Origin of the sequence: Serratia sp. root2, from assembly GCF_031931805.1 — a bacterium.
Lineage (GTDB): Bacteria > Pseudomonadota > Gammaproteobacteria > Enterobacterales > Enterobacteriaceae > Serratia > Serratia inhibens.
The window spans coordinates 370,329-386,345 of sequence record NZ_JAUJXB010000002.1 but is presented as its reverse complement, the minus strand read 5'-3'; the positions used below and the strand labels follow the sequence as shown (position 1 = coordinate 386,345).

Annotated in this window: 13 protein-coding genes and 1 pseudogene; 4 read left to right on the top strand and 10 right to left on the bottom strand. The window is 55.2% G+C overall.

Going from position 1 to position 16,017, the window contains the following annotated elements; all coding sequences use genetic code 11:
* Together phnG and phnF are read right to left on the bottom strand one after the other, a co-directional pair.
* Complete coding sequence (phnG, locus tag QZQ97_RS15460) at window positions 1-444, bottom strand: phosphonate C-P lyase system protein PhnG (RefSeq protein ID WP_311994188.1); 444 nt, start codon at window positions 442-444, stop codon at window positions 1-3.
* The gene (gene phnF / locus QZQ97_RS15455) at window positions 445-1,170 is read right to left on the bottom strand and encodes a phosphonate metabolism transcriptional regulator PhnF (RefSeq protein ID WP_311994279.1); all 726 of its coding nucleotides are present in this window, start codon (window positions 1,168-1,170) and stop codon (window positions 445-447) included. It lies immediately after the preceding gene.
* Window positions 1,171-1,464: 294 nt separating this feature from the next.
* Between phnF and QZQ97_RS15450 the strand changes: the two genes are divergently transcribed.
* Window positions 1,465-2,523: a permease gene (locus tag QZQ97_RS15450; RefSeq protein ID WP_311994187.1), complete on the top strand. Its 1,059-nt coding sequence runs from the start codon at window positions 1,465-1,467 to the stop codon at window positions 2,521-2,523.
* A gap of 277 nt (window positions 2,524-2,800) precedes the next feature.
* Here the strand turns inward: QZQ97_RS15450 and QZQ97_RS15445 are convergent.
* Window positions 2,801-2,899: pseudogene (locus QZQ97_RS15445) on the bottom strand (integrase); the annotation flags it as partial.
* A gap of 120 nt (window positions 2,900-3,019) precedes the next feature.
* Here QZQ97_RS15445 and QZQ97_RS15440 point away from each other — a divergent pair.
* Window positions 3,020-4,438 (top strand): insecticidal delta-endotoxin Cry8Ea1 family protein, encoded by a 1,419-nt coding sequence (locus tag QZQ97_RS15440; protein ID WP_311994186.1) that lies wholly within the window; start codon window positions 3,020-3,022, stop codon window positions 4,436-4,438.
* Between the two features lie 329 nt (window positions 4,439-4,767).
* On the opposite strand, the gene nrdG is transcribed toward QZQ97_RS15440, so the two are convergent.
* The 3 genes from nrdG to QZQ97_RS15425 form a co-directional block, all read right to left on the bottom strand.
* A complete protein-coding gene (gene nrdG, locus QZQ97_RS15435) occupies window positions 4,768-5,232 on the bottom strand; it encodes an anaerobic ribonucleoside-triphosphate reductase-activating protein (protein ID WP_311994185.1) in 465 nt (154 codons plus the stop codon).
* Window positions 5,233-5,398: 166 nt separating this feature from the next.
* Entirely contained in the window at window positions 5,399-7,537 is a 2,139-nt protein-coding gene (gene nrdD, locus QZQ97_RS15430; RefSeq protein ID WP_311994184.1) for an anaerobic ribonucleoside-triphosphate reductase, read from the bottom strand.
* Window positions 7,538-7,751: 214 nt separating this feature from the next.
* Window positions 7,752-8,657 carry a LysR family transcriptional regulator gene (locus tag QZQ97_RS15425; RefSeq protein WP_311994183.1) on the bottom strand — a complete coding sequence of 302 codons (906 nt, stop codon included), beginning with the start codon at window positions 8,655-8,657 and terminating at the stop codon, window positions 7,752-7,754.
* A gap of 104 nt (window positions 8,658-8,761) precedes the next feature.
* Between QZQ97_RS15425 and QZQ97_RS15420 the strand changes: the two genes are divergently transcribed.
* Window positions 8,762-9,286 (top strand): NAD(P)H-dependent oxidoreductase, encoded by a 525-nt coding sequence (locus tag QZQ97_RS15420; RefSeq protein WP_311994182.1) that lies wholly within the window; start codon window positions 8,762-8,764, stop codon window positions 9,284-9,286.
* 210 nt (window positions 9,287-9,496) lie between these two features.
* Here the strand turns inward: QZQ97_RS15420 and treC are convergent, their stop codons facing one another.
* Window positions 9,497-11,161, bottom strand: coding sequence for an alpha,alpha-phosphotrehalase (treC, locus tag QZQ97_RS15415; RefSeq protein ID WP_311994181.1), 1,665 nt, complete (start codon window positions 11,159-11,161; stop codon window positions 9,497-9,499).
* Window positions 11,162-11,340: 179 nt separating this feature from the next.
* Window positions 11,341-12,756 (bottom strand): PTS trehalose transporter subunit IIBC, encoded by a 1,416-nt coding sequence (gene treB / locus QZQ97_RS15410; protein ID WP_126479930.1) that lies wholly within the window; start codon window positions 12,754-12,756, stop codon window positions 11,341-11,343.
* A gap of 359 nt (window positions 12,757-13,115) precedes the next feature.
* Between treB and QZQ97_RS15405 the strand changes: the two genes are divergently transcribed.
* A complete protein-coding gene (locus tag QZQ97_RS15405) occupies window positions 13,116-13,529 on the top strand; it encodes an Exc2 family lipoprotein (RefSeq protein ID WP_311994180.1) in 414 nt (137 codons plus the stop codon).
* Window positions 13,530-13,639: 110 nt separating this feature from the next.
* Here QZQ97_RS15405 and QZQ97_RS15400 read toward each other — a convergent pair whose 3' ends face one another.
* Both QZQ97_RS15400 and QZQ97_RS15395 read right to left on the bottom strand, forming a co-directional pair.
* Window positions 13,640-13,897 (bottom strand): immunity protein, encoded by a 258-nt coding sequence (locus QZQ97_RS15400; RefSeq protein ID WP_311994179.1) that lies wholly within the window; start codon window positions 13,895-13,897, stop codon window positions 13,640-13,642.
* Window positions 13,897-16,014, bottom strand: a complete 2,118-nt coding sequence (locus tag QZQ97_RS15395; RefSeq protein WP_442995194.1) for an S-type pyocin domain-containing protein — start codon at window positions 16,012-16,014, stop codon at window positions 13,897-13,899. Before QZQ97_RS15395 ends, QZQ97_RS15400 begins: the two co-directional genes overlap by 1 nt.
* Window positions 16,015-16,017 lie beyond the last annotated feature (3 nt).

Genomic DNA, 16,017 nt, shown 5'->3' with positions numbered 1-16,017 from the left:
TTAATCCCCCCGCACCAGCGTAAAGAAGTCGACCCGGCTGGAGGCGACCGAGCGGGCGCGCAACTGGCGTTGTTCGTGCAGCAGCGCGGCCAGCGGTTCAATCAACTGCTGTTGCAGCAATTCGGCCTGATCAGGCTGTTGCAGCAGGGCGTCCGCCAACGCGCAGAGCTCGGCATGCGCCTTGTCGCGCCCGGCGATATAGCTGTAGCCATAGCCGCCGTTTTCCAGCTGTACCACCGCACGGGTCACGGTCATGTCGCCCAGCACAAAGCGGCGGCCGGTGGCGCCCATGCGCCCTTGCAGTTGCGCCAGGCCAATCTCCGGCGCGCGAATGCTTCGGTAGCGCGGGCTGAGGTTCAGCGCCTGCCAGTGGCTGCGCAGCTGGGCCGGCTGGCTGTGCGCCAGTACCGACATCCAGCGTTGTCTAGGCTGTAAGGCTTGCATTTAGTGCTCCATCGTCAGTTCAATCATGTCGGCGCGCGCCAGGCTGACGGAGTATTCCGCCACGTTGGCGCTGCCGGTGCAGACGTTCAGGGTGCGCACGCACAGCAGCGGCGCGTGGGTGGCGATCTCCAGCAGCCGGCTCTCTTTGGCCTGGGCCCGGCGGGCGCTGATACGCGTCTGGCTGCGGGTCAGTGGCTGGTGAATATGCTGTTCGATAAATTCGTGCAGCGAGCCGTTGTGGAACTGTTGCAGGGCCGGCCACCAGTCCAGATCGGGCAGATAATGGTCGATCACGCTCATCGGCACGCCATTGACCCGGCGCAGGGTGCGCAGGTGGATCACCGTTTCGCCTTCTTCCCGCGACAGTGCGCTGGCGATATGCCCATTGCACGGGCGTAATACAGCGAGTAAGCGCTCACTGGTGGGGTGGCTGCCCTGCTCGAACAGGTTCTGGCTGAAGCGGGTATTGGCATGCAGCGGGTAGTCATAGGGGCGCATCAGCACCAATATGCCGATGCCGTGCCGGCGTTGCAGCCAGCCGCGATCCACCAGTTGATCCACTGCGCGGCGCAGGGTATGGCGATTGACCTGGTAGCGATCCGCCAACTGTTGCTCGGAAGGCAGATAGTCGCCACAGCGGTATTGGGTGCGTAACTCTTGTTCCAGCTGCGCGGCGATCTGCTGGTAACGGGTGGGGAAGCTGGTCGGATGTCTAGATAAGTCCATCATAATAAAAACCTCGGCGTGCCGGATACCCATTAAACTTTATGATTTATCAGGATTTCTTACAGTACTGGTGCTTACCCTATGACTTTCAAATTGCAGCTAACAACGCTACGGCTTGAAAGGCGACGGGTATGCCCTGTGGCTTTCAAGTTGGCATTATGTTGCCGCCGCCAGATGACAATCGCGTTACGTGCCGGTGGCGAACAGATGAACTATTTTGGACAGGCCGATGATGCACAGGGGCCGGTGGCGCGCTAAGCTAGCGTTATTGATGCATTGACCTGAGCCAACCCTATGCCGCAACCCTTGACCGCTCCTGAAAATACTTCCCGCGCCTGGCCGCTGTGGAAACCGATCCTGTTCCTGCTGGTGGTGGCTATCGGCCTTTACTACGTCAAATGGCAGCCTTATTACGGCAAAGCCTTTTTGGCGGCGGACACTCACTCCATCGGCAAATCGATTCTGGCCAATGCCGACAGCAGCCCGTGGCTGGCGGCCTGGCACTATGCGCTGGTGTATTTCACTGCGGTGTGGAAGGCGGCGGTGCTCGGCGTGTTGCTGGGGTCGCTGGTGCAAGTGCTGATCCCACGCGACTGGCTGCTGCGCACCCTGGGCCACCCGCGTTTCTCCGGCACCCTGCTGGGCGCGGCGATCGCGCTGCCGGGCATGATGTGTACCTGCTGTGCGGCACCGGTAGCCGCCGGGCTGCGGCGCCAGTCGGTCTCCAGCGGCGCGGCGATGGCGTTCTGGTTGAGCAACCCGGTATTGAACCCGGCAACGTTGATTTTTATGGGTTTTGTGCTCGGCTGGCCGTTTGCCGCTATTCGGCTGGTGGCCGGGGTGATTATGGTGCTGGGCGTCGCCTGGCTGGTGCAGCGCGTTACAGCCAGGGATCCGCAGCCGGCCGCGCTGCAACCGCCGGCGGTGCCGCTGGTGAAAACCGAAGATCGGCCGTTTCTCGGTCGTTGGTTGAAGGCGCTGTGGGCGCTGTTTTGGGCGACCATTCCCGTTTACATTGTGGCGGTGCTGGCGCTGGGCGCGGCACGCGTGTGGCTGTTCCCGCACGCCGATGGGGCGATAGACAATAGCCTGCTGTGGATTATCGCCCTGGCGATCGCCGGTTGCCTGTTCGTGATCCCCACCGCAGCGGAAATCCCGATTGTACAGACCATGATGCTGGCGGGCATGGGGACCGGCCCGGCGCTGGCGCTGCTGATGACCCTGCCGGCGGTCAGCCTGCCTTCATTGCTGATGCTAAACAAAGTCTTCTCCGCCAAGGCACTGTGCCTGACCGCATTGCTGGTGGTGTTGTGCGGGATCGCGACGGGTCTGGTGGGAATGGGGTTGATGTGACTTATTGTTGCTGATGAGTGGCCCGATGGTGTCTCAAAGGAGGAGATGCCGCCTTTGAACGTTTAAGAAACGGCATAGCGGTTTATCTCAGCCATTCGGAGGCGGAAAAACGAATGGCTATATTCAAAGCGAAAATCCGGGGGCGTTATCGATGATAACGTTGAGCTGTATTAGCTTAGACCTGAACTGACAGTTTCTACGATAGAACAGAATCTTATCTGGCAGTCGGCTTTGAGCGAACTGCGGACAGAGAGATGAAGGTGTAAGCATGCCCGTTTTAGTTCCACGCACTTTTTGAGATTTCCTGTTTCTCAGCCATCAGCCGATATTCTTCCGGCGTCAGGTTATTCAGGGATTCATGAGGTCGCTCACAATTTACAATGGGTGGTAAATTAGTTAGCTAATCAATGCCTAGATTGCAAAAATTCAGTTACTGAACTATACATGAATTTCTTATTAAGAAGAGCTAAAACCTAATTAAATGAAGAGGGCGAAGATGTATACGCATGAAAATCAAGGTTTTTCATTTTATATAGACGAAGAGTTAATGGATTTTGAACAAAACCTCAATGCCATAAAAAATATCACATCAAGCCCAAGCTCTGTAGAGGTTTACGCATCTTCTTCTAAAGCTCAAAGAGAACGGTTTGAATCAATAGTAAATGATTTAAATAAAAAATCTGCTTCAAAAAGTGCAAAGCAAGAAGCTTTTAAAAATGCAGTTAATTTATTTGAAAAAATTGCCCCCACGCTATTAAAAGATCTAGATGAAGGTAACTTCAACGATACCGTGAGAAGTTTTACAATACTAAGCATTGGGTTTATACCATATGGCGGAATTTTTGTTTCCTCGCTGGTTGGAATGTTCTGGAATGAAAATCATTCAATGATGCAAGAGTTGATGTCGAAGGTCAGCACGCTAGTAGATGAGAAAATAGAAAATAACAACATTTCCATAATAGAGCAAAATAGTAAAACCCTAAAATCTCAACTTAAAATTCTAGAAGATTCAGTAAATAAAAACCTAGATGAAAATCACAATAAAGATGATCAAAACAATGATATCGCAAAGGCGAATGTTACTCATGCAGACATATATAACTCTGATTTCATAAAATTAATTGACTTGTGTAAAATGACTGGTCATGAATTAACCAGGCTTCCAATATTCGTCCATATTGCTACAGCACATTTACTATTCCTTCATTTCATCGAAGTTAATAGAAAAACAAACCCTAAACTTGAAATTGGCGATGAGCATTTTGAAACTTATTTTAGAAAAACAGAAGAAGTAGCCAAATCGTACAAAAGTTACACGGATGAAGTTAACTCAAAAATGTTTAGAAAATTTCATGAAATTACTGGGGGGGGAAGAATTTCCAAAACGGAACAGGCAGAAACACTTTTCTTACTTAATAAACTGGAGGCGCAAACATCTGGTAATGTGTCTTTCATCTTGGCATGTAACTTCAACGCTGATGAAAGTATAAAGCGTGGTTGGTATAATAATAATGGTAGGTGGTATTATTATAGCCCAATTGATATAACAAATCACTTAAGCTCAAGAACATTTAAGGCCGGTGAAATGGTCACTAGTTGGTTAGCTGACAAAGGCAATATATATTATTTATGTGAAAAAGATGGGTTAATAAACCACGCTAAAGAAAAACTATTACGCGGTGAAATGCTGACCGGATGGGGTTTTTTATTTAATGAATGGTATTATTTTAAACCCGAAGATGGTGCAAGAGTTTCAGGATGGTATGAAATAAGTGATTCAAAGACAGGTGTTAAGAGTTGGTATTACTTCATCCCAGATGAAGGCGGAGTAATGAAATCTGGTGGTAACTTAACGTTGAAGAATGTGACATATTATTTTGAAAAAAATGGGGTATGTAAAAACCCAAATGGTTAGAAACTAATTTTCACTCTATCTAGATTCAGGCCGAATTACAGAGCGAGCAAAAGCCTATTATTATTTCTATAATAGGTTTTTACTATGTTAACATTCACACAATTCGATATATATTTAACACTGTCTCCTCAGATGTAACTTTCAATATACTGAACGCTCATCCATTTATGAGACTGTTCAAAAACATGATGAATCGTAACATCCTCAAATTGACCTGCTCCCCGTTTTTTAACTCACCGTTGCGTTAGCAACGCCCGCTCCTGGCACAAACCCGCCCATCAGATTGGCTCCATGCCGTAGCTGTGCCAGGTCGAGTTTGGGCTGTTAGCTCAGCGCAACCTATGTACTACTTGGTTAGCGCTGCCGCGCCAGATCAGCGCCGGGTCTTTCAGATCCTGCACAAACTTGCCGTCAATCAAGACGTTAATCCTGTCCACCACCTGCATCTGCTGCGCATCCAGTTCCGCCAGCCGGTAGCCGGTCCACAGCCAGATATCCTTGCCTGGGCATTCTGCGCGCACCCGTTTCACCAGCCGCAAGATGCTCGGCACGTTGGCCGGGTGCAGCGGATCGCCACCGGACAGCGACAGCCCCTGGCGCGGAATGCGCGCGTCGTTGAGATCGGCAATCAGCCGGTCTTCCATTTCCTGAGTAAAAGGCCGGCCAGAGTTCAGCCGCCAGGTACTTTTGTTGTAACAGCCGACGCATTGGTGCACGCAGCCGGCGACAAACAGCGTGCAGCGGGTGCCGGGGCCGTTGACCACGTCGATCGGGTAGTACTGGTGATAATTCATGTGAGGCCTGCCCATCAGGCTATTTTACTGGCCATTTTGCCTCCGGGCAGTGCTGCAAATCCTCACGTACTGCGTGTACGCTCCGGTTTGTGCGCGCTGGCCGAAGACAAACTGGCTGCGAATCACGCCTGATGAACAGGCTTCTGCATAGGCTGCACGGCGCTTTTCAGCCGAGCTGCCCATTGCCGAGGTGTTTCACCCGGCGCTTCACCTCTTCCTGCTTGCCGGCGTTGAACGGCCTGGCGTCCGGGCTGCCGAGGTAGCCGCACACCCGGCGGGTGACCGACACCTTGGACGGCTCGTGATTGCCGCATTTCGGGCAGGTAAAGCCCTTGCTGGTGCAGGCGAATTCACCGGTAAAGCCGCACTCGTAGCACTCGTCGATCGGCGTGTTGGTGCCGTAATAAGGTACGCGGCTGTAGCTGTAATCCCACACGTCTTCCAGCGCTTTTAAATTGTGTTGCAGGTTGGGGTATTCGCCGTAACAGATGAAACCGCCGTTGGCCAACGGCGGATAAGGCGCCTCAAAGTCCAGTTTGTCGTACGGATTGACCTTTTTCTCCACGTCGAGATGGAAGCTGTTGGTGTAATAACCCTTGTCGGTAACGCCCGGCACCACGCCGAAATCGGCGGTGTCCAGCCGGCAGAAACGGTCGCACAGGTTCTCGCTTGGTGTGCTGTACAGGCTAAAACCGTAGCCGGTCTCTTCTTTCCAGCTGTCGGTGGCAGTGCGCAGGCGTTCAACGATGGCGACCGCTTTGGCGCGCAGCGCTGCGTTGTCGTAAACGTGTTGTTCGCCGCCGAACAGCGCGTTGATGGTTTCATGCAGGCCGATATAGCCCAGCGAGATCGACGCGCGGCCATTTTTGAAGATGTCGGCGATATTGTCGTCCGCCTTCAGCCGTACGCCGCAGGCACCTTCCATATACAGGATCGGGGCTACCCGCGCCTTGATGCCTTCCAGCCGGGCGATACGCGTCATCAGCGCCTTTTTCGCCAGCAGCAGCCGCTGGTCCAGCAGACGCCAGAAACGCGCCTCGTCGCCGGCCGCTTCCAGCGCAATACGCGGCAGGTTGAGGCTGATCACGCCGATATTATTGCGGCCGTCGTGCACCAGTTCGCCATCTTCCTCGTAGGTGCCGAGGAAGCTGCGGCAGCCCATCGGCGTTTTAAAGGAACCTGTGACTTTAACCACCTGATCGTAATTGAGAATGTCCGGGTACATGCGCTTGCTGGCGCATTCCAGCGCCAGTTGCTTGATGTCGTAGTTCGGGTCGCCGTACTGGTGGTTCAGGCCGTCGCGGATGGCGAACACCAGTTTGGGGAATACCGCAGTCTTGCGGTTCTTGCCCAGCCCGGCGATACGGTTTTTCAGGATTGACCGCTGAATCAGCCGCGATTCCCAGCAGGTGCCCAGGCCGAAGCCGAAGGTGACGAACGGCGTTTGGCCGTTGGCGGTGTGCAGGGTGTTGACCTCGTATTCCAGCGACTGGAAGGCGTCGTAACACTCTTTCTCGGTGCGCGCCATCGCATAACCCTGCGCGTCCGGGATCTGCCACTGTTCGGCCACCTGGCGGTGTTTCTCGAAGCTTTCGCTGACGAAGGGCGCGAGGATCTCGTCGATGCGGTTAATGGTGGTGCCGCCATAAATGTGGCTGGCCACCTGCGCGATAATTTGGGCGGTCACGGCGGTGGCGGTGGAGATCGACTTCGGCGGTTCGATCTCGGCATTGCCCATCTTGAAGCCGTTGGTCAGCATGCCTTTCAGATCGATCAGCATGCAGTTGAACATCGGGAAGAACGGCGAATAGTCGAGATCGTGGTAGTGGATCTCGCCCCGCTCATGCGCCAGCACCACGTCACGCGGCAGAATGTGCTGCTTGGCGTAGTGTTTGGCGACGATCCCGGCCAGCAGATCGCGCTGGGTGGGGATCACCTTGCTGTCTTTATTGGCGTTCTCGTTCAGCAACGCCATATTGCTTTGTTCGACCAGACCGCGGATCTCCTGGTTCAGCCGCCCGCGCAGCTCGCGGGCTACGTCGCGATCGTGACGGTATTCGATATAGGCGCGCGCCAGCTGCTTGTATTCGCCGGCCATCAGCTGATTTTCCACCGCCTGCTGAATGTCATGGATATCCACGCGCGGCTGTTGCGCCATCCGTTGAGCGACCACGCGGGCCACGGTTGCGCAGTAATCGGCATCGACAATCCCGACGGCCAGCGCGGCCCGTTCGATGGCCTGCCCAATACGTGCCTCGTCAAAAGAGACCTGACAACCGTCCCGTTTAATCACTACTGGTTTCACGTTGCGACTCCTTGTTCCCTGAAGGATAGGTTATCCACAGGGCAATGCCGCAGCGCAGAAGGGCTACGGCGATGTGTGGATGACTTTGTGGATAACTACCATATATAGGTGATTTATTTTCTTTGAGCACTATATATAGTTATTGTCGGGATTCTTTTGATGTAGAACAAGGAAAGCGGAAGAGCGTGCGCAACCTGTACAGACGTCAATCTGCTCACGAGCGATCGCGAAAATGTGTCAGCAGAAAGTCGACCCAGGCGCGCACCCGTGGCGGCAGATCCGCAGAGGCGTAGTACAGCCATAACTGCGTCGGTTGCGGCCAGCACTCCGGCAGCACCGGTTGCAGAGTACCCTGCGCAAAATGGGGCTCCGTGTACCAGCGCGCCAGGCAGACGATACCCAGCCCGGCCAGCGCGGCGTCCAGCAGCATCTCCGGCCGGCTGGCGACCAGGCGGCCGTGCAACTCCAGGGTTTTGGTTTCGCCGTGCTGGCGCAGCGGCCATTTTACGCTGCGGCCATTGGCCGGATTGCGGTGCAGCAGGCAGTTATGCCGCAACAGATCGTCCGGATCCTGCGGCGTGCCGCATTGCGCCAGATAACCGGGGGACGCCGCCAACACCATCTGCATTTGATACAGCGGCCGCGCCACCAGCCGGCTGTCGGGATCGACCCGGCTGCCGATGCCCACGTCGAAGCCTTCGCCCACCAGATTGACGACCCGCGCATCCAGCGAAAGATCGAGGTCAATCTGCGGATAACGCTCAAGGAACTGCGGGATCAACGGCATCAACATCTGGCGGCCGAAGCCGGGGATCATGCTGACGCGCACGGTGCCGGAGGGATCTTGCTGCGCGCCGCCGGCGTTTTCTAGCGTGGCGGATAGCGCCTGCCACAGCGGTGCCACCTGCGCCAGCAGCGCTTTGCCTTCGTCGGTCAGCACCACGTTGTGGGTGTTGCGCTGGAACAGACGCAGCGCCAGCTTCTCTTCCAGCACGCGGATATTTTTGCTGACTGCCGCCGGGGTAACGCCTAACTGGCGGGCGGCGGCGGAAAAGTTTTGCGCCTGGGCGGCGCTGAGAAAAGCCGGCAGCAGGCGATGTACGTCAAAGGGCAGCGACATAATGGTTGATACTTTTGGTTGAAATTGAAGTGACAGAGAACAGCCTACACCCCGGGCGAAGGAAATGGAAAAATGCGATATCAATTTTCAACCGAGGATCTCTTATGTCACGTATTTTAGCGTTAACCGCTCACCGCTTTCCCGATGATTCACGCGTCAACAAGGCGCTGATTGAAGCGCTGAACACGCTGCCCAACGTTACCGTGCATGAACTGATGCGTACCTATCCGGATTACCGCATCGACGTGGCCCGTGAGCAGGAGCTGCTGCAAAGCCATGACGCGGTGGTGATGCTGTTCCCGTTTTACTGGTACAGCTCGCCGGCGATCCTCAGCGAATGGCAGGATGCGGTATTAACCTACGGTTTCGCCTACGGCAGCGAAGGTACCAAACTGCACGGCAAACCGCTGCAACTGGTGGTGACGACCGGCGGTAATCAGCAGGCCTACTCGCCGGAAGGCTACAACCGTTATCCGGTGGCGGATCTGCTGCGGCCGTTCAATGCCATGGCCAACCTGACCGGCATGGATTATCTGCCGCCGCATCTGGTGCAGGGGGTGTTTGATATGAGCGATGAACGCCTGGCGCAAGAGGCAGCCGGGGTGGTGAAGCTGCTGCAAAAATTGTAGGGCGCAGCGGGTTGCCGCACTGCGCCCACATTGTGGCTGCTAAATAGCTGCGCCGAATAGTGTTACAGGTAGGGTCATGCAGAGCGCCGACACGCCGTGAACCCGTCCCTGGGGGCTCGTATCGCGCATCCCTGCGCTCAACGGTCGGCTAACCTGCAATGGCTCCCACCTGCCTCAAACTTAGGGTGCAGCGGTATTAAACGCAGTTATTCAGTCCTCCAGCAGCCACCACACCGCTTCGAACGGCCGCAGGGTCGTCGCCTGCGGTTGGTCCGCCGCATCGGCGTAGTTGCTCATCAGCGGGCGCCAGTGAGCGGAGGGTTCCACGCCTTCTGCCTGCCAGGCCAGCGGTTCGCGGCACAGGTTGGCGACCACCAGCAGACGCTGTCCGTTCCAGCTGCGCTGGTAGCACCATAGCGCCGGGTGCACAGGCGCCAGATCCTGATAGTCGCCGTGGGTCAGCAGCGGATACTGCTTGCGCAGGGTAATCAACTGGCGGTAGGCGTAAAACACCGAATCCAGATCGGCCAGCGCCGCCTCGGCGTTGATCTGCGGGTAGTTTTCCGCGCAACCGATCCACGGCGTACCTTGGGTGAAACCGGCGTTCGGCGCGGCGCTCCACTGCATCGGCGTGCGGCCGTTATCGCGCGATTTGCCGGCCAGGATCGCCAGCAGCTCGGCGTCACTCTTGCCCTGGGCGCTCAGTTCGGCATACATGTTCAGGCTTTCTACATCGCGATACTGCCCGATAGCGCTAAAGCCCGGGTTGGTCATGCCAATCTCTTCGCCCTGATAAATATACGGCGTGCCCTGCATGCCGTGCAGCACCATGGCCAGCATCTTGGCGGCCGGCACCCGCAGTTCGCCCTCATCGCCGAAGCGCGAGACGATACGCGGCTGATCGTGGTTACACCAGAACAACGCGTTCCAGGCGCGGTTATGCATGCCCTGCTGCCAGTGGCGGAAAATCTGCTTCAGTTCGACGTAGTCCGGCGCCGCCAGCGTCCATTTTTCCCCACCGGCGTAGTCCACTTTCAGGTGGTGGAAGTTGAAAGTCATCGACAGCTCTTCGCCGCTGCGCGCCGCATACCGTTGGCAATGCTCCAGCGTGGTGGAGGACATTTCGCCGACGGTCATCAGGCCGCGCGGTTGGAACACGTCGCGGCTCATCTCTTGCAGGAATTCGTGAATGCGCGGGCCGTCGGTGTAGAAACGGCGGCCGTCGCCCTCAGGATCGGACGGGAAATCCTGCTGCTTGGAGACCAGGTTGATCACGTCGAGACGCAGGCCGTCGACGCCCTTGTCCGCCCAGAACTGACACACTTTTTTCAGCTCTTCGCGTACCGGCGGGTGTTCCCAGTTGAGGTCCGCCTGTTCGGTGGCGAACAGGTGCAGGTAATACTGGCCGCTGTCGGCGTGCCACTGCCAGGCGTTGCCGCCGAACTTGGAACGCCAGTTGTTCGGCAACGCATCGCCTTCGCCGTCGCGCCAGACATAGAACTGGCGGAACGGGCTGCCGGGGTCTTGCGAGGCCTGGAACCACGGGTGTTCGGTCGAGGTATGGTTGAACACCATATCCATCACGATGCGGATGCTGCGCTGGTGGGCGGCGGCAATGAGACGATCGAAATCCTCCATGGTGCCGTAAGCCGGGTCGATGGCGCAGTAATCCGCCACGTCATAACCGTTGTCCACCTGTGGGGAGACATACACCGGCGTCAGCCAGATGGCGTCGACGCCCAGTTCCTGCAGATAGTCCAGCCGCTGGGTCACACCGGCCAGATCGCCGTAGCCGTTACCGGTGCTGTCCTGAAAACTCTTCGGATAGATTTGGTAGATGACACCGTTCTGCCACCAGGGGATTGGATTGCTCATAGTTATACCTTTGAATCGTGACAACGGGCCCGATACCCTTCATCTTTCAAACTGCAGCGTTGTTGGCTGCTGGCGCTGCACCCCAGTCACTTACCTGAGTAAGCTCCTGGGAGTACAGCACCCTTGCCGCCTGGCTGCAGCCTGAAAGCTATTGGGTATTTGCGACCCCTACATTTCAATCAGACCGGCAGTTCGCCGCGGGCGGCCTTGCGTTTGTAGACCATGATGGTCAGCAGCATTGGGATCACCACGGCCACCACAATCGCCGCCGAGTAAACCAGCCAGAATTGCGGTTTGATGGACAAAATACCCGGCAAGCCGCCGACGCCGATGCCATTGGCCATCACGCCGTCCAGGCCGCAAATCAGGCCGGCGAAGGCGGAGCCGATCATCGCGCACAGCATCGGGAAGCGGTATTTCAGGTTGATCCCGTACATCGCCGGTTCGGTAACGCCCAGGTAAGCGGAAATCGCCGCCGGCACCGAGATTTCACGCTCGTTGGCCTTGCGGCTGATGATGATAATGCCCAATACCGCGGAAGCCTGCGCAATGTTGGACAGCGCAATCAGCGGCCATACCGGGGTGCCGCCCATGCTCTGGATCATCTGCATGTCGATAGCCAACGTGGTCTGATGCACGCCGGTAATCACCAGCGGCGCATACAGGAAGCCGAACAGCGCGGCACCAATCGGGGCGAAGCTGCCGGTCATGACGGCTTTCACCGCCCAGGCTACGCCGTCGCCGATCATGCGGCCAAACGGCCCGATCAGCGCGTGCGCCAGGAATACCGCCAGCAGCAGTGAAACGACGGGCACCACCACCAGATACAGATAATCGGGCACGATCTTTTTCAAGCGGGTTTCAATCCAGCCCAGCGCCATACCGGCCAGCATGGAAGGGATCACCTGCGCCTGATAGCCGACTTTTTGAATGGCGAACCAGCCGAAGTTCCACACTTCCGGTACTTGTTGCCCGAGTTGGTAAGAGTTCATCAACTGTGGGGAGACCAGCGTGACGCCCAGCACGATGCCGAGTACCGGCGTGCCGCCCATTTTTTTCACCGTCGACCAGCAGATGGCCACCGGCAGGAACATGAAGATCGCTTCACCGAGCAGCCACAGGAAGTCGTAGAGGGTTTTCCACGCCGGGTGCATTTGCGCCAGCGTCTGGCCGCCGGACATCGGGATGTCGCCGATCACGTTGCGGAAGCCGAGGATCAGACCGCCGCTGATCAGCGCCGGCAGCAGCGGGAAGAAGATTTCGGCGAAGTGGGCGATGGCGCGCTCGCTCCAGGTCATGTTCTGCCGCGCGGCGACCTTGGCCTGCTCCTTATCGGCCTCGTTGAGGCCGGTGGTGGCGATCAACGCCTGATAGTAATCGCCGACCTCCGGGCCAATCACCACCTGGAACTGCCCGGCGTTGGTGAAGCAGCCTTTGACCATCGGCAAGGTTTCTATTTCTTTCGGGTTGGCTTTGGCGGGGTCGTTAAGGACGAAACGTAACCGGGTAATGCAATGGCTGACGGTGGCGATGTTATCGCGTCCGCCCACCAGTACAATCAGGCGGTCGATATCCTGTTGCTTAACTTTGCTCATTATAAAGTACCTTTTTTGGGTAAGGCGCAGAGGTGTTGGCTGAGTAATGATCAAAGCTTAGTCATTCCCCTTTTTTTATGGAATGGGAACGTTCCCGGTTTGGGGCGACGATCACAAAACGATAAAAAATGACCGCATTATGCATCCTGGCAGGGGGACAACAATCTCGGAGTGAGGGGGGGCGCGCAAAGCCGCAAAAACATCCTGCAGACTCCGGCCGGTTGTATTATCCTGAACCGGAATAACAAAGAGTTACCTCACCCTTATCGGGCAAGAGGTCGGTTGAAGACATCGATACTCACTACTTTTGCAACGTGATGCCGGTAGCGGCATCGCAATAGACTTTTCAAGGAAGAATAATGACGCTGTTAGCCCCCCGTACTCTTATCCTGTGTTCCGCGCTGTTCCTGAGCGCTTGCGCCAGTCAGCAAACCAGCCCTGAACGTCACGCCCGGCATGCCATTCATCAACTGGCTCAGGCGCACTTTGATCCCAATACCCGTACGCAGATTTCGGACTCGATAAAATCGTCCATCCCGTTTTTTGACCAGTTCTATCAGATAGGGAAAACCGATCGGGCTAATGGCATGACGCGCCAGCAGGCACAGCAAAGGGAGGCCGAGTTCCGCAGCCCTGAATTCCTCAGTGAAACCGGGCAAAAAGGCATATTCATCAATCGCGAATACTCGGCGGATAACCCGCAGAAACAACGGCAAATCCTGCTGGACTCTGCCGTTGCCACCTACTGGGATGGTTACGAAGGGCGTCCTTGAAGGACATAGATAAATGGATAGCATAGTAAGAGGCTATTAACGAAAACGCCCAACAAACGAGAATTTGTTGGGTGTTGTTTTAAATTAAATTTACAGGAGGAGTCTGGAGGTTATTCGATACCGTATTTTTTCTCGGTCACGAATTTTGGAGCTTTCCAGTTAGGGCCTTTTACGACCTTTCCATTCTGGTCCTGTAGCACCCCTCTTTTTAATAAGTCATCATACCGAGCTGAAAGCTCACCGCTGGTTATAACCTCAATTTTGTTATATGTGAATAATCTGTCTAATTTTCTATAGTCAGATGTTGGCCCTAAGAAGGTCAATACATCCTCTACACTTTCATTTTTAACAATCTCTTTCAAAGACATTATTTTTCCCCTCCCAGAGCATCCTTTAATTCCTGTTCATATGCAGCCTGTAAGGCTTCATCAGTATAAAGAGCCTGTTCTTTTTCGTTTATTTTGTAATCCTCTAGAGTTGCAGTATGCGTATTGTTCCATACTGCTTTTTGTTCCTTAACACTTTGCGGTACCTCGCCATCCTTTATGCCCAAATTCCGATAACGCTCCAGTTCTCTCACTTCATGCGTATAAAAACGCTTGTCGGTATCGGTTGCAGCAAGCTCACCTTTCAGGATTTTCTCCAGACGGTCGACCATTACTTTATTCTCCGGCGATGATTCAAATCGCCCAGCATGCAGTTTTACCTTGTCTACACCTGCACGGTCAATTTTAGCGGTTTTCCAGTCCAGATTCTGGATAGGCCCGCCGGCTTTCTCCGTATGGAAGTCGCGCCCGCTGTACTTGCCTTTGGCATTGCTTTCCCCATAAGGCTTGCTGACCATCACATAGATAGCTTCAACACCGATTTCCGTTGCATCCGGCTGCCACAAGATAAAATCTTGCAGCTCCTGGACGACATCCGCAGGGAAGGTCGTGACCACGATACTATCAGCCTGCCTGACATCGGTGCCGGTATGTACCGGCGTCCTGGGTACCGGTGAACCGTTGCCGGTATGCGAAGGCGCAGCAGGGCCCGTCGGCACCGGGTTTATCAGTATAGTCCGGGCGGGGACCCCTCCCATTGCGGGCAGCGTGATTTTATCAAGCCCCGTTTTCTCATCACGAACCGGTCTGAACACCGGCACGCTGGCAGATACGCCGCCGACGCCCGTTCTGACAAAGTTTACACTTTGTTTGCCATCGTCGTCAGTGGTGATAAACCCACGTACCGGCAAATCGACCGAAGTCATTCCAGGCTGGATTGTCGTTGTTCCGGCTGCTGCCAGGCTCGCTTGGAAGGCAAACATATTGATATCGCGACCGGGAACCTGGTCACTGCCCGTTCCGGCTGCTGTCGGAATGAAGCCGATTGCAAATGCACCGAGTACCGACCCTGCGGCGACAGCGGTACCGGCACGTATGCTGCCGACTTCCGCAGCCGCTCGCCACAGTGCCCCCGATACCCAGCCGGCCAGTTCACTGGATGTCGTCATAACACCCTGTGCAACCGTCGACGCCTGTAGCATTGCGGGGGCGCGGTTGAGTGCCATTGTTCCTGCGGCAGCCAGCGCCGCAGTGGCCGCTTTCGCTTTTTCAGGCGTGTAAGCCGGGGTGTCCAGAACTCCGGCTTTGGCGAACAGCGCTTTCCTCGCTTCTTCGGCCTTGCGGGCTTCCTCGGCTCTGCGAGTCTCTTCGGCTTTACGGGCCTCTTCGGCTTTGCGAGCTTCGTCCGCAATTTCGCGCAGTATTTTCTTATATTGCTGGTAAGCGCTTGTTAGAGAGGGTACCTCTACGTTGCTTTTCCTATATCCCGTCTTGTCGTCACCCTTGCCGCCACCGTTGATTTCATATTGTTCCGTGATTTCTGTCATCACTTTATTATTATCAAGCCAAAAACCCGGTGGTATTTTTCCATTAAGCACCTCGGAGTACGTCGCTAATGATCCCTTACCTTCTGCCGACGAATTATTGCCATTATAGTTACCGGTAGGCCCTCGTTGGTAATCACCGAGTCGGTAGCCAGTTTCAACAATTCCATAAAAAGCCGTATCCTCGCGCGTGGTAGCCGTATCTTCACCGGTGGTAAATTCAAATACTGAGTCTCTTTTTATTTCTGGCCTAACTGACTGAAAAGCCCTCTCGACAGACAGAGAATGGACGCGTCGCATGCCTGAAACCTGTATATTCAACAAACCACTGGCATCTATGCTTGTTAATTTGACTTCCGCTGATGGACTAATGAGAAGAGCTCGCTTTTTCAAATCTGCCAGCATGTCTTTAATCGCCGGATCATTCAATATGGCGGTCCTCTGTCGTTCATAGGCGGCATCGTGGGAGTTGTTATTACCGTTGTCGCGATCGCCTGCATTTCCGTTAGCACCTCCTCCGGGCGTGGAGTTATCCGGCCGTTCATTAAGATTAGCACCTGTTCCCCCCATGCTTTCGCCTGCAGTGGAGCCGTGACCATTCAGTTCTTGTGGCATATT